Here is a 13,473-nt window from a genome sequence, read left to right on the forward strand (position 1 = left end):
GCCGAGCAGCTTGCGCCAGCCGCTGCCGGAGGAAAAACAGGTGTCATCCCGGTTTCAGCCGCAGGCTGAACACCGGGCCCCATGAACACCGGATGGGTCAGGACGTGGCTCGCGCCTGGCCCAGTCAGTCGCCTACGACCGATAGTCCCCGTTGATCGCGACGTACTGCTTGGTCAGGTCGCAGGTCCACATGGTCGCCGAGGCGCGGCCGACGCCGACGTCCACCGACACCTCCAGCTCCTGCTTCTTCATGTAGGCGCTCATCTTGGCCTCGTCGTAGGTCGGCGAGATCAGGCCGTCCTGCGCGGCGACCAGCGGCCCGAACTGCACCTTCACCCGGTCGCGGTCGATCGGCTCGTCGGCCCGGCCTACGGCCATCACGATCCGGCCCCAGTTGGCGTCCTCGCCGGCGAAGGCGGTCTTGACCAGCGGGCTCTCGCAGATGGTCCGGGCGATCTTGCGCGCCGAGGCCGAGCTCGCCGCCCCGCTCACGCTCACCTTCACGAACTTGCTGGCGCCCTCGCCGTCGCGGACCAGTTGCAGCGCCAGGTCCATCAGCACCGCCTCCAGCTTCTCGCGGAAGTCGGCCAGCCGCCGGTCGCCGGCGCGGGTGATGTTCGGCGCGCCCGACTGTCCGGTGGCGAACAGCAGCAGGGTGTCGTTGGTCGAGCGGTCGCCGTCGACCGTCACCGCGTTGAAGCTGTTGCGGGTATAGAGGCTGGCCAGGGTCTGCAGCGCCGTGGACGAGATCTTGGCGTCGGTGGCCACGAAGGCCAGCATGGTCGCCATGTCCGGCGCGATCATGCCCGAGCCCTTGGCGATCCCGCCGATCCGCACCTTCTCCCCATCGATCATCGCCTCGGCATAGGCGCCCTTGGGAAAGGTGTCGGTGGTCATGATCGCCTGCGCCGCGCCGGCCCAGCCGTCGTCGGTCAGCCTGGCTTCCACGTCCGGCAGCCGCTGGGTGATCTTGGCGTCGTCCAGCAGCACGCCGATGACCCCGGTCGAGGCCACCATCACGTCGCGCTGGCGGCAGTCGAAGCGCTTGGCCACCGCCGAGGCCACCCGGCGCACCGCGTCGGCCCCCGGCTTGCCGGTGAAGGAATTGGCGCAGCCGGCGTTGACCACCAGGGCGCGCACGTCGGCCCCCTTGGTCATCTCCAGGTGCTTCCTGCACCAGTCGACCGGCGCCGAGCCGACGCCATGGCGGGTGAACACCCCGGCGCCGGCGGTGCCCTTGGCGAAGCGCATGACCAGCAGGTCCTCGCGCTCGTGCTTGTAGAAGCCGGCCCGGCCGGTCGCCAACTGCACGCCCGGGATCGGCGGCATCTTCGGGAACGGCACGGCCAGCGGCGAGACCGGCAGCGCGCCCTTGGCCGGCTTGGGCTCCTCGGGCTTGGCGGCCGGCTCGGTCTTCTTGGTGGCGCGCTTGATGGCGGTGGTCAGCGGGTCAAGCGCCCCGGCCAGCGCCTCGACGGGCTTGGTCGCGGCCTCGAAAGCCTTCTCGGCGGTGGACTTGGCGGCCTTCTTCGGCGCGGCGGGCTTCTTGGTCATGGCTGGGCGGCCTTGGCTGGGGCGGCGGACGCGGCCGGCGCGGCCTTCGTCGCGGGCGTTTGCAGAGCGGTCTTCGGCGCGTCGGCGGGTTCCTTCGGCTGGCCGGGCACGTCCTGCGGCGCGCCGATCAGGGTCTGGACCTTCGCCCGGCTTCGGAGCTTCTCCAGCAGGTCGCGGACCTGGTCATAGGTCAGGAAGCGGACGATCTGCGGCCGCGCCGCCTCGAAGGTGATCGGCTGCTCCAGCCGCCGGTCCTCGACCTTCAGGATCGCCCAGCCGCCGTCGATGGCGAAGGGGCCGACGATGTCGCCCACCTTCGAGGTCTTCAGGTTCGCCGCATAGGCGTCGGGCATGACGTCGGTGGTGAAGTAGCCGAGGTCGCCGCCGTTGAAGCGGGTCGCCGCGTCCGTCGAGCGCTCCATGGCCAGGGCGTCGAACGAGGCGCCGGTGGCCAGCAGCTTCTGCACCGCCTCGGCCTCGGCCTCGGTGGCCACGACGATCTGGCGGGCGCGGATCTCCTCCGACTGCTTGGCCAGCTTCATCTGCTCCTGGTAGAGCCCGCGGATGGCGTTGTCGTTGACCGCGTCGGACACCACGCTTTCCACCAGCATGTCGCCCAGGATGCGCTCGCGCGCCGCGGCCAGCCGCTTCTGGGCGACCGGATCCTTGTCCAGCTTGCGGTTCAGCGCCTCGGCCGCCAGCAGCTTCTGGTCGACCACCTCGTCCAGCACCCGGCGGAACAGGTCCGAGGAGGCGTCCAGCGGCTCGCCCTCGCCGATCAGGCCCTGGGCCACCGCCTCGCGCTTGACGTCCGAGGCCCAGACCGTCTTGCCGTCGACCTTGGCCACCGCGGTGTCGCCGGGGGCCGGGGCGCCCTCGGTCCCGCCGCGATCGCCGCAGGCGACCAGCAGCAGGCCGGCGGCCAGCATGACCGCGACCAACGCCAGGGCGTTCGGAACGCGACGGAAGGCGGAGTTCGTCATCGGCGACGTACCTCGTAAGCGAAAACCGCCCGCAGGCGCTTGCCCGTCCCTAGCCAACTCGGCGCTGGGATGCAAAGGTCGCGCCCGATCTAACGCCGCCCGGACCGGATAACAGCCGTCGCGGCCTCAATTTTTTCGGAGGAATCATTTCATGACGCGTGAAGCCGTAATCGTCTCCTACGCTCGGACCGGGATGGCCAAGTCCCAGCGCGGCGGGTTCAACATGACCCCCACCGTGACCATGGCCGCCCATGCGATCAAGCACGCGGTCGAGCGCGCCGGCGTCGACAAGGCCGCCGTCGAAGACGTGATCCTCGGCAACGTGGCGCACGGCGCCGGCAACCTGGGCCGCCAGGCCGCGCTGCTGGCCGGCCTGCCGATCACCACCTCGGGCGTCACCGTCAACCGCTTCTGCTCCTCGGGCCTGCAGACCATCGCCACCGCCGCCAACTACATCCGCAACGACGGCGCTGAAGTCGCCGTCGGCGCCGGCGTCGAATCCCTGTCCTTCCCGGGCGGCGGCATGGGCGGCGGCGACAACTTCGACAAGAACCTGGTCGCCCAGTACCCGGCCATCTTCATGCCGATGATCGACACCGCCGACATCGTCGCCGAGCGCTACAGCGTCAGCCGCGAAGTCCAGGACGAGTACAGCCTGGAATCCCAGCGCCGCATGGCCGCCGCCCAGCAGGCCGGCAAGTTCAAGGACGAGATCGTCCCGCTCGCGACCAAGATGAAGGTCGTGAACAAGGAAACCAAGGAAGAGAGCATCGTCGACTACGTGGTCGACCGTGACGAGTGCAACCGCCCCGACACCACCATCGAAGGCCTGCGCAAGCTCCAGCCGGTCCGCGGCGAGGGCAAGTTCATCACCGCCGGCAACGCCTCGCAGCTCTCGGACGGCGCCGCCGCCGTGGTGCTGATGGAAGCCAAGGCCGCCTCCAAGGCCGGCCTCGAGCCGCTCGGCGCCTTCCGCGGCTGGGCCGTCGCCGGCTGCGCCCCCGACGAAATGGGCATCGGCCCGGTCTTCGCCATTCCGCGCCTGCTGGAGCGCCATGGCCTGAAGGTCGACGACATCGACCTCTGGGAACTGAACGAAGCCTTCGCCTCCCAGTGCGTCTATTCGCGCGACAAGCTCGGCATCGACCCGGAAAAGTACAACGTCAACGGCGGCTCCATCGCCATCGGCCACCCCTACGGCATGACCGGCGCCCGCCTGACCGGCCACATCCTGCAGGAAGGCAAGCGCCGCGGCGCCAAGTGGGGCGTCGTCACCATGTGCATCGGCGGCGGCATGGGCGCGGCCGGCCTGATCGAAATCTACTGATTTCAATCTAGCCCACGGATCAGGCCCTCCCCCGCGGGAGGGCCTTTTTCGTTTCCATTCCCCCCATGAACGGGGAGGAAAGAGACGGCTCCCTTCTCCCCCATGGTTCGTCATGGCCGGGCCGCCCGGCCATCCATAGACGCCGAGGTCTGCCGGCGATCCCAGGCGCGTATGGATCCCCGGCACGCCTGCGCGGCCGGATATGACGACCGGAGAAGACGGGTGCGAAGCGACAGCGACCCCTGCCTGGCCCGCGTTCACATCTTCGCTCAGAGCCGCCCTTGCGACCTCGCCGCGTTGACACTGGCATGGCCGCTGCTTAAGTCTCGCGCGCCCTGAAAAGAGCGGAATTTCCGGGCAGGCGAGCAGGCTTAGAGGCGCCGCCGCCTGGCCCTCCCGCAAATCCGGAACGATTTCCCTTGAGCATCTTCCAACGCTTCTTCGGCTCTTCCAACGACCGCAAGGTCAAAGGCATGAACGCGCGGGTCGCCAAGATCAACGCGCTCGAGCCGCAGATGCAGGCGCTGTCGGACGCCGACCTCCGCGCCAAGACCCAGGAGTTCAAGGACCGCCTGGCCCGGGGCGAAACCCTCGACCAGTTGCTGGAAGAAGCCTTCGCCGTCGTGCGCGAGGCCTCGCGCCGGGTCCTGGGCCAGCGCCACTTCGACGTCCAGCTCGTCGGCGGCATCGTCCTGCACGGCGGCGGCATCGCCGAGATGCGGACCGGCGAAGGCAAGACCCTGGTCGCCACCGCCCCGACCTATCTCAACGCGCTCGCCGGCAAGGGCGTGCACGTCATCACCGTCAACGACTACCTGGCCCAACTGCACGGCGACTGGATGGCCCAGGTCTACGGCTTCCTGGGCCTGACCACCGGCGTCATCGTCCACGGCCTCAGCCAGAGCCAGCGCCAGGCCGCCTACAACGCCGACATCACCTACGGCACGAACAACGAGTTCGGCTTCGACTACCTGCGCGACAACCTGGTCTACGACGCGGGCGAGATGGTCCAGCGCGGCCATAACTTCGTGATCGTCGACGAGGTCGACTCCATCCTGATCGACGAAGCCCGCACCCCGCTGATCATCTCGGGCCCGACCGAGGACCGCAGCGAGCTCTACAAGACCATCGACCTGGTCATCAAAGAGCTGATCAAGGACCCGACCACCTTCGACCACGACGAGAAGCAGCGCCAGGTCATCCTCACCGAGGAGGGCTCGGAAAAGGTCGAGGAGCTGCTGACCGCCGGCGGCCACCTGGAGCCCGACTCGGCCGGCCTCTACGACGCGGCCAACGTCTCCATCGTCCACCACGTGAACCAGGCCCTGCGCGCCAACGTCCTCTACACCCGCGAGAAGGACTACATCGTCCGCGCCGGCGAGGTGATCCTGATCGACGAGTTCACCGGCCGCATGATGCAGGGCCGCCGCCTGTCCGAGGGCCTGCACCAGGCCATCGAGGCCAAGGAAGGCGCCAACATCCAGCCCGAGAACCAGACCCTGGCCTCGGTGACCATCCAGAACTACTTCCGCCTCTACACCAAGCTCTCGGGCATGACCGGCACCGCCGCGACCGAGGCCCAGGAGTTCGGCGACATCTACAAGATGGACGTGTCCGAGATCCCCACCAACCGCCCGGTGGCGCGGATCGACGAGGACGACGAGGTCTATCGCACCGAGCGCGAGAAGAACGCCTCGATCATCAAGCAGATCGAGGACTGCTACGTCCGCGGCCAGCCGATCCTGGTCGGCACCGTCTCGATCGAGAAGTCCGAGCACCTGTCCGAACTGCTGAAGGCTCACAAGTTCGAGCACGAGGGCAAGACCCGGAACGGCATCCCGCACAACGTCCTGAACGCCCGCTACCACGAGCAGGAAGCCATGATCGTGGCCGACGCCGGCATCCCCGGCGCGGTGACCATCGCCACCAACATGGCCGGCCGCGGCACCGACATCCAGCTCGGCGGCAACATCGACATCCGCGTGCTGAAGTGGCGCGAGGAGCAGAAGGGCCTGGGCATCGAGGTCACCCCCGAGGCCGCCGCCGAGGAGCGCGCGCGCATCGAGGCCGACACCAAGGCCCTGAAGGAACAGGCCCTGGCCGCCGGCGGGCTCTACGTGCTCGGCACCGAGCGCCACGAAAGCCGCCGGATCGACAACCAGCTCCGCGGCCGGACCGGCCGTCAGGGCGACCCCGGCCACTCGAAGTTCTTCCTGTCCTGCGAGGACGACCTGCTGCGCATCTTCGCCGGCGAGCGCCTGGACGCGATCATGCGCACCTTCGGCGTCCAGGAAGGCGAGGCGATCACCCACAAGTGGCTGAACGCCGCCATCGAGAAGGCCCAGAAGCGCGTCGAGCAGCGCAACTACGAGATCCGCAAGAACCTGCTCAAGTACGACGACGTCGTGAACGACCAGCGCAAGGCCGTGTTCGAGCAGCGCGCCGAGTTCATGACCGCCACCGACCTCTCGGAAATCATCGCCGAGATGCGCCAGGACACCGTCGAGGACCTGGTCGAGCGCCACCTGCCGCCCAAGGCCTATGCCGAGCAGTGGGACATCGAGGGCCTCAGCGAGCGGGTCAAGGAACTGCTGGGCCTGGACCTGCCCCTGGCCGCCTGGGCCGCCGAGGAAGGCATCGCCAACGAGGAGATCCAGGATCGCCTCCAGAAGGCCGCCGAGGCCCGCGCCGCCGAGCGCGAGCAGGCGATCAGCCCCGAGCAGATGCGCGGCCTGGAAAAGAGCTTCCTGCTGCAGATGATCGATCTGCAGTGGCGCGAGCACCTGATGCACCTGGACCACCTGCGCAACGTCATCGGCCTGCGCGGCTACGGCCAGCGCGACCCGCTGAACGAGTACAAGACCGAGGCCTTCTCCCTGTTCGAGAAGCTGCTGGTCGACCTGCGCCAGAACGTCACCCGCTGGCTGATGACGGTGGAGTTCCAGTTCGCCGAACCGGAGCCGATCGCGCCGCTCTCGGGCCTGACCGAGGTCCACATGGACCCGCTGACCGGCGAGAACATCGCCCAGATGGGCGCCCTGCCCGACGGCCTCTCGGCCGAGCAGCGCCAGGCCCTGCCGATCACCTCCCTGCCGGACGGCTGGGAGAACACCGGCCGCAACCAGCCCTGCCCCTGCGGCTCGGGCAAGAAGTTCAAGCACTGCCACGGCGCCCTGATCTAGGGCGCCGCCTGTGGCCGACTTCCGCCTCCAGGTCGACGGGTTCTGTCCCGTCTGCGAGCAGCAGGCCAGCTTCCTGGCCACCGATCCGTGGCTGCGCGACCACTTCCTCTGCCAGTCGTGCAACGCCCAGCCGCGCGAGCGGGCGCTGTTCTCGGTCCTGGCCCAGTTGCGCCCCGACTGGCGAGGGCTGGCGATCCACGAGAGCTCGCCCGGCACCGCCGCCAGCCGGCGCCTGGCCGACCAGGCGCCCGGCTACCGCTTCAGCCAGTACGACCCGTCCATCCCCTGGGGCTCGGTTCACCCGACCGGCGGCTGGCGGGCCGAGGACCTGGAAGCCCAGACCTTCGCCGACGAGAGCTTCGACCTGGTCGTCACCCAGGACGTCATGGAGCACGTCTTCGCGCCGGACCTGGCCGTGGCCGAGATCGCCCGCACGCTGAAGCCGGGCGGCATGCACATCTGCACCGTGCCGATCGTGAACAAGGAAAAGCCCTCGGTCCGCCGGGCGGCCCGCAACGCGGACGGCAGCGTCCGGCACCTGCTGGAGCCGGTCTATCACGGCAATCCGATGGACCCGAACGGGTCGCTGGTGACCATCGACTGGGGCTACGACATCGCCGCCTACTGGGACGCCGCCAGCGGCATGAGCACCACGATCTGGACCATCGAGGACCTCGGCCGCGGCATCCAGGCCGAGTACATCGAGGTGCTGGTCTCGCGCAAAGCCGGCCTGCCCGACCTCTCAGGCGACGTGCGCCCCACCGCCGCGCCCCGCCGCAGCCTGCTGGGCAAGCTGTTCGGCTGATCGCCCGATAGCGCCTGCGTGCGTCCTGCTGTTAGGGTGGCCGCTCCCGACATGAGGAGCCAGCCCATGGCCGACGGTTCAGTTCAGGGTCTCGTCCACGACAGGTACGCCGGCGCCCGCACGGCGTTCGAGGCCAATCTCGCCAGCGGCGCCGACCTCGGCGCCTCGTTCTGCGCCACGGTCGAGGGCGAGACGGTCGTCGACCTCTGGGGCGGCTTCGCCGACGAGGCCCGCACCCGCCCCTGGGCGCGCGACACCATCGTCAACGTCTACTCGACCACCAAGACCATGACGGCCCTGACCGCCCTGCTGCTGGCCGATCGCGGCGAGCTGGACTTCGACGCCCCGGTCGCCCGCTACTGGCCGCAGTTCGCCGCGAACGGCAAGGACGCGGTCAAGGTCAGCCACCTGATGAGCCATTCGGCCGGCCTCTCCGGCTGGAAGGAGCCGCTCGCCAAGGAAGACCTCTACGACTGGGAGAAGGCCACCTCGCTGCTCGCCGCCCAGGCGCCGTTCTGGGAACCGGGGACCGCCTCGGGCTATCACGGCCTGACCCAGGGCTACCTGGTCGGCGAGGTGGTGCGCCGCATCACCGGCAGGTCGCTGGGCACGGTGTTCCGCGAGGAGATCGCCGAGCCGCTGGGCGCCGACTTCCACATCGGCCTGCCGGCCTCGGAGGACGCCCGCGTCGCCGACCTGGTCCCGCCGCCCCCGGCGGAAGCCGGCCTCGGCGCCGGCCCGCGGACCGAGCTGCAGGCCAACATGTCCGACAACCCGCCGCTCGACGTCTCGGCCACCCGCACCCGCGCCTGGCGCGGCGCGGAGATCCCGGCCGCCGGCGGGACCGGCAACGCCCGCTCGGTCGCCGAGGTCCAGTCCATCCTCGCCAATGGCGGCGTCGCCAAGGGCAGGCGCATCATGTCCGAGGCCGGCTGCCGCAAGGCGCTGGAGCTGCAGATCGAGGGCCCCGACCTGATCCTGGGCATGACCGCGCGCTTTGGCCTGGGGTTCGGCCTGGCCGGCGGCGCGATCCCGCTGCCCAACCCCAACACCATCTATTGGGGCGGCTATGGCGGCTCGCTGGTGATCGTCGACATGGACGCGCGCACCACCTTCGCCTACGCGATGAACAAGATGGCCGGGACCACCACCGGCGACATGCGCGCCTTCAGCCTGGCCATGGCCATGTGGGAAGCGTTGGGCTGAGGCGGCGCGCCCGTACACGCCGCCCCAGCCCTCGCCTTAGGGCGCGAGCGCCCTAGTCGCCCTTCTTCTTCTCGCCGGCGGTGATCACGCCGTCGCCGTCGCCGTCCTGTTCGGCGAAGGCCCGCACGCCCGAGGCCTCGAACTCGGCCGGCGTCATCTTGCCGTCCTTGTCGCTGTCCAGCACGCCGAAGCGGACGTGGGCCTGGCGCATCTGGCGAACGCGCTGCTCCTCCTTGCGCTCGGCGCTCTCGTTCGAGGCGGCGAGCTGGGCGGTCAGCCGCCCTTCGTACTCGCCGACATATTCGGCCTCGGTCAGGACCCCGTCCTTGTCGGCGTCCATGGCCGCGAACCGCTGGTCGCGGGCGGTCTTGAACTCGGCGGCCGTCACCTTGCCGTCCTTGTCGAGGTCGTAGTCGGTGATGAAGGCCGAATGCTCGTGCGGCGCGGCCTGGGCCGAACCGGCCGACAGCGCCAGCAGCGCGGCGGTCACGGCGAGGGGGAGTCGAAGGCTGGTCATGATCGGTCCTATTGGGTGGCTTCGAAGGTCAGGGTGTAGGAGTAGCTGCGGTAGGGGGTCTCGGCCCCGGCCGGCGCGGCCGTGCGGTGGCGGATCAGCGCCAGATAGGTCCCGGCGTCGGGCGGGACGATCGCAAAGCGGCCCGCCGCATCGGTGGTGATCTCGCCGCCCACCTGCTTCTTGCCGTCATAGACGCCGGCGCTGCGGAACACCTCGACATGGGCGCCGCTGACCGGCTTGCCCTCGAACAGCAGCTCGAACTGCGCCGGCTGGGCGGCGAAGATCTCGCTGGGATGGGTGATCGGGTGCAGCTCCAGCCCCTTGCCGGTCGGCGCCAGGGCGTCCTTGGTCGGCCCGCCGCGGGTCACATAGACCTCGGCCAGGGTCATGCTCTGCACGTCCACCAGCTCGGCCCCGACGGGCTTGTCCTTGCCCTCGCCGATCACCCACTGGCCCTTGGCGTCGCGGTACATCTTGCCCTTGCGGCCGAAGCGCTCGCCCGACGAGACGCGATAGGTCCCCTTGGCCGCGATCGGCGCCTCGAACACCGCCAGGTCGCGCAGATAGGTGACGCCCGCGATCGGCGTCACCGCGCCGCCCGGCCCGCGCGTGTGCCAGGCGTCGGACTTCATCACCACCTCGGCCTGGAACGGGTCCTCGGTGAAGCTGGCCTGCACCGTCACGTGGTCGCGGTCGGTCAGGTCGAACAGGTTCGGCAGCATGTAGGGCATGTGCGCCTGCGCCATGCCCGGCGCCGCCGCCATCAATCCGGCGCCTGCCAGCGCCGCCAGTCCAATACGCCCCATCGGGTTCCCCTTCATCAATTCGTCCTTCGCCGACTAATGCAGTTGCGAGTCACTTGCAATTATCTTTCGGATGCTGCATCACCGCGTCGCTGGCCGCCCACGGGGGGCGTCTTCTGCGAGTCATATGCGATTGACTCGCACTTGCATATCATTTGGAGACTTCTATGGGGCGAAGCATGGGCCGTAGACGGAGCGGACTTCTGGCGGGCGCGTCGGTTCTGTTGCTGGCCGGGGCGGCTCATGCCCAGCAGGCGCCCGACAGCGCGGCCTCGCAACTGTCGCTCGGCCGCATCGTCGTGTCGGCCGGCGCCGAGAAGGTCGCCATCGACACGCCCCAGGCGGTGACCGCCCTCGATCAGGACGACATCGACAACGCCCAGGCCACCACCATGGGCGACCTGCTGGAGGCCATTCCCGGCGTCAGCGTGGTCGGCGGCGTCTCGGCCCTGGGCCAGGGCTTCAACATCCGCGGCCTGGGCACCGGCATCGCCGACTCCGACAGCCGCATCCTCACCCAGATCGACGGGGTGACGAAGTTCTACGAACAGTACCGGATGGGCGCGCTGTTCAGCGAGCCGGACATGTACAAGCGCGTCGAGGTCCTGCGCGGCCCGGCCTCATCCACCCTCTACGGCGCCGGCGCCCTGGCCGGGGTGGTCAACTTCACCACCAAGGACGCCTCGGACTTCCTGAAGGGCGACGACCGCTTCGCGGTCCGCCTGCGGGCCGGCTTCGAGACCAATTCCGAGGGCGTGTTCGGCTCCGCCATCGTCGCCGGCAAGCCGGCCGAGAACCTCGACGTCCTGGCCATGTACACCCGGCGCGAGGCCGACGACTACGAGAGCGGCGACGGCGCGACCGTGATCCCCTCGGGCGTCTCGTCCAGCTCCTACCTGCTGAAGGGCCGCTACTACATCGGCGGCGACAAGGACCACAGCGTCTGGGCCACCTACCAGAACTGGCTGTCCGACAGCACCCAGATCTACGACCAGGCCGAGGCCTTCGGGACCACCCCGGTCCGCCGCAAGGTCGACGACATCACCGCCACCCTCGGCTACGAGAACGACTTCGGCGGCTCCAAGCTGTTCGACCTCGAAGCCCAGGTCTCCTACGCCAACTCCAAGGTCGAGCAGCGCGAGACCACCTTCCTGCCCGGCGTCGTCTATTCCGAGTTCTCCTACGAGACCTGGCAGGGCCGCATCCAGAACACCTCGCGCTTCGACTGGGGCGAGGACTGGACCGGCTTCCTGTTCGTCGGCGCCCAGGCCTACAAGCAGGAGCGGCGCAACCCGCGCGTCACCGCGGCCGGAACCACCACCCCCGGCGCGGCGACCCACCCCGAAGGCGACATGGAGAAGTACGGCCTGTTCGCCCAGGCCGAGCTGATCTGGTCCGACAAGCTGACCATCATCCCCGGCGTCCGCGTCGACTGGACCAAGCTGCAGCCCGGCGCCGGCGTCACCACCGGCGCGAAGGTCGAGGACAGCGCCGCCTCGCCCAAGCTGGCGGTGCTCTACTCGTTCACCGACAATTTCGCGGTGTTCGGCTCGGTCGCCCGCACGGTGCGCATGCCGGTGCTGGACGAGATCTACAGCCGCACCAGCGCCACCGCCTCCAACTTCAGCCTCAACCTGAAGCCGGAAGAGTCGGACAACTTCGAGGGCGGCTTCACCCTCTCCTTCGACGACGTGCTGAACCAGGGCGACGCGGTGCGCGCCAAGGTCACCGCCTTCCGCAACGACGTCTCCAACCTGATCACCCGCGGCACGGCCAACTCGGCCTACTTCGTCAATGTCGGCGAATCGCGGTTCGAGGGCGTCGAGATCGAGGCCGAATACGCCTCGCGCAACCTCTTCGCCCGCGCCGCGGTCTCGCGGATCGAGGGCGAGAACCGCCTGACCGGCCTGCCGCTCAACACCATCCCGGCCGACGAGCTCGACATGACCGTCGGCTGGCGCTTCACCGACCTCGACCTCAGCGCCGGCTGGCGCGGCGAGTTCGCCGCCGACCAGGAGGACATCGGTCCGGGCGGCCGGCGCACCGGCGGCTACGGCGTGCACAACCTCTTCCTCACCTGGACGCCGCAGGACGGCGCCCTGCAGGGGCTGGAGGTCCGCGCCGCGGTCGACAACGTGCTCGACAAGCAGTTCCGCCGCCACCTGGCCTCCCTCGACGCCGAGGGCCGGACATTCAAGCTGACCCTGGCGCGGACCTTCTGATGATCCGCGTCACGCCCACGCGAACGCTCGCCTTCGCGGTCTCCGCGGCGCTGAACCTGGGGCTCATCGCCCTGGTCATGCGCTCGGGGGCCGAGGCGCCGCCCGTGTGGGACGAGACCGCGATGCTGGTGGAACTGGTTCAGGTCCGGGGCGGCGCGAATAACGCCCCGGTCCCTGCGTCGGCGCAGGCTCCTTCCTCCCCTCCTCGGGAGCCTGCGCCGACGACTTCCGCCGCCCAGCCGATCCCGTCCGAGGTGCGGGAAGCCGCCGCTGCGCCGTCCGCTGCGCCCGCCCAGACGCCGTCGCCGGCCCCCGCGCCGATCCAGGTCGCCGCCGCAGGCCCGCCCGCCCAGGCCGCCCCGCCCCAGCGCCAGGGAACCCGCGAGGGCCTCGACATCGACGCCAGGAACGGCGCCAGCAACGACTACGCCTCGCGCCTGCGCGCCTGGCTGGAGGCGCACAAGACCTATCCCAAGCGCGCCCGCATGCGCCGCGAGGAGGGTGTCGTGCATGTCCATTTCGCGGTCGACCGCCAGGGCCGCCTGCTCGGCGGCGACGTCACCCGCTCGTCCGGCTACGCCAGCCTCGACGCCGAGGCCATGGCCATGCTGGACCGCTCCAATCCCTTCCCCGGCGCCCCGCACACCGTCCGCGGCGAACGCATCGAGATCTCCACCCCCGTGGAGTTCTACCTCACCCGCTGACGCTCATCCCGGCGAAGACCGGGGCCCACGGCCGTGCTTGGAGTCGGTCACCGGCCCGGTCGATGCGCTGGACCCCGGTCTTCACCCGGATGAGCGGTAAAATTCCTCCCCCGCTGGGGGAGGTGGATCGCGGCGCAGCCGCGAGACGGAGGGGGCCTGTTGAGCTCGAA

10 protein-coding genes are annotated in these 13,473 nt (G+C 69.5%); 6 read left to right on the forward strand and 4 right to left on the reverse strand.

Annotated elements, in window-relative coordinates:
* Window positions 1–132: 132 nt before the first annotated feature.
* Window positions 133–1,554 carry a bifunctional glutamate N-acetyltransferase/amino-acid acetyltransferase ArgJ gene (argJ, locus tag RTL41_RS19740; protein WP_312166953.1) on the reverse strand — a complete coding sequence of 474 codons (1,422 nt, stop codon included), beginning with the start codon at window positions 1,552–1,554 and terminating at the stop codon, window positions 133–135.
* Window positions 1,551–2,537, reverse strand: a complete 987-nt coding sequence (locus RTL41_RS19745; protein WP_312166954.1) for a peptidyl-prolyl cis-trans isomerase — start codon at window positions 2,535–2,537, stop codon at window positions 1,551–1,553. Before RTL41_RS19745 ends, argJ begins: the two co-directional genes overlap by 4 nt.
* Window positions 2,538–2,688: 151 nt before the next feature.
* On the opposite strand from RTL41_RS19745, the gene RTL41_RS19750 reads away from it, so the two are divergent.
* The 4 genes from RTL41_RS19750 to RTL41_RS19765 all read left to right on the forward strand — a co-directional run bounded on the left by RTL41_RS19750 (window position 2,689) and on the right by RTL41_RS19765 (window position 9,057).
* Window positions 2,689–3,864, forward strand: coding sequence for an acetyl-CoA C-acyltransferase (locus RTL41_RS19750; RefSeq protein WP_312166955.1), 1,176 nt, complete (start codon window positions 2,689–2,691; stop codon window positions 3,862–3,864).
* 419 nt (window positions 3,865–4,283) lie between these two features.
* The gene (gene secA / locus RTL41_RS19755; RefSeq protein WP_312166956.1) at window positions 4,284–7,046 is read left to right on the forward strand and encodes a preprotein translocase subunit SecA; all 2,763 of its coding nucleotides are present in this window, start codon (window positions 4,284–4,286) and stop codon (window positions 7,044–7,046) included.
* Window positions 7,047–7,056: 10 nt separating this feature from the next.
* Window positions 7,057–7,851, forward strand: coding sequence for a class I SAM-dependent methyltransferase (locus RTL41_RS19760; RefSeq protein ID WP_312166957.1), 795 nt, complete (start codon window positions 7,057–7,059; stop codon window positions 7,849–7,851).
* A 66-nt stretch (window positions 7,852–7,917) separates the two neighbouring features.
* Entirely contained in the window at window positions 7,918–9,057 is a 1,140-nt protein-coding gene (locus RTL41_RS19765) for a serine hydrolase domain-containing protein (RefSeq protein WP_312166958.1), read from the forward strand.
* 52 nt (window positions 9,058–9,109) lie between these two features.
* On the opposite strand, the gene RTL41_RS19770 is transcribed toward RTL41_RS19765, so the two are convergent.
* Entirely contained in the window at window positions 9,110–9,574 is a 465-nt protein-coding gene (locus RTL41_RS19770; RefSeq protein WP_312166959.1) for a hypothetical protein, read from the reverse strand.
* A gap of 8 nt (window positions 9,575–9,582) precedes the next feature.
* Window positions 9,583–10,380 carry a DUF4198 domain-containing protein gene (locus tag RTL41_RS19775; RefSeq protein ID WP_312166960.1) on the reverse strand — a complete coding sequence of 266 codons (798 nt, stop codon included), beginning with the start codon at window positions 10,378–10,380 and terminating at the stop codon, window positions 9,583–9,585.
* Between the two features lie 176 nt (window positions 10,381–10,556).
* Here RTL41_RS19775 and RTL41_RS19780 point away from each other — a divergent pair, with 176 nt between their 5' ends.
* Entirely contained in the window at window positions 10,557–12,599 is a 2,043-nt protein-coding gene (locus RTL41_RS19780) for a TonB-dependent receptor domain-containing protein (protein ID WP_312166961.1), read from the forward strand.
* Window positions 12,599–13,303 (forward strand): energy transducer TonB, encoded by a 705-nt coding sequence (locus RTL41_RS19785; RefSeq protein WP_312166962.1) that lies wholly within the window; start codon window positions 12,599–12,601, stop codon window positions 13,301–13,303. Before RTL41_RS19780 ends, RTL41_RS19785 begins: the two co-directional genes overlap by 1 nt.
* Window positions 13,304–13,473 lie beyond the last annotated feature (170 nt).

The sequence above is a fragment of the Phenylobacterium sp. genome (assembly GCF_031984885.1).
Classification (GTDB): Bacteria; Pseudomonadota; Alphaproteobacteria; order Caulobacterales; family Caulobacteraceae; genus Phenylobacterium.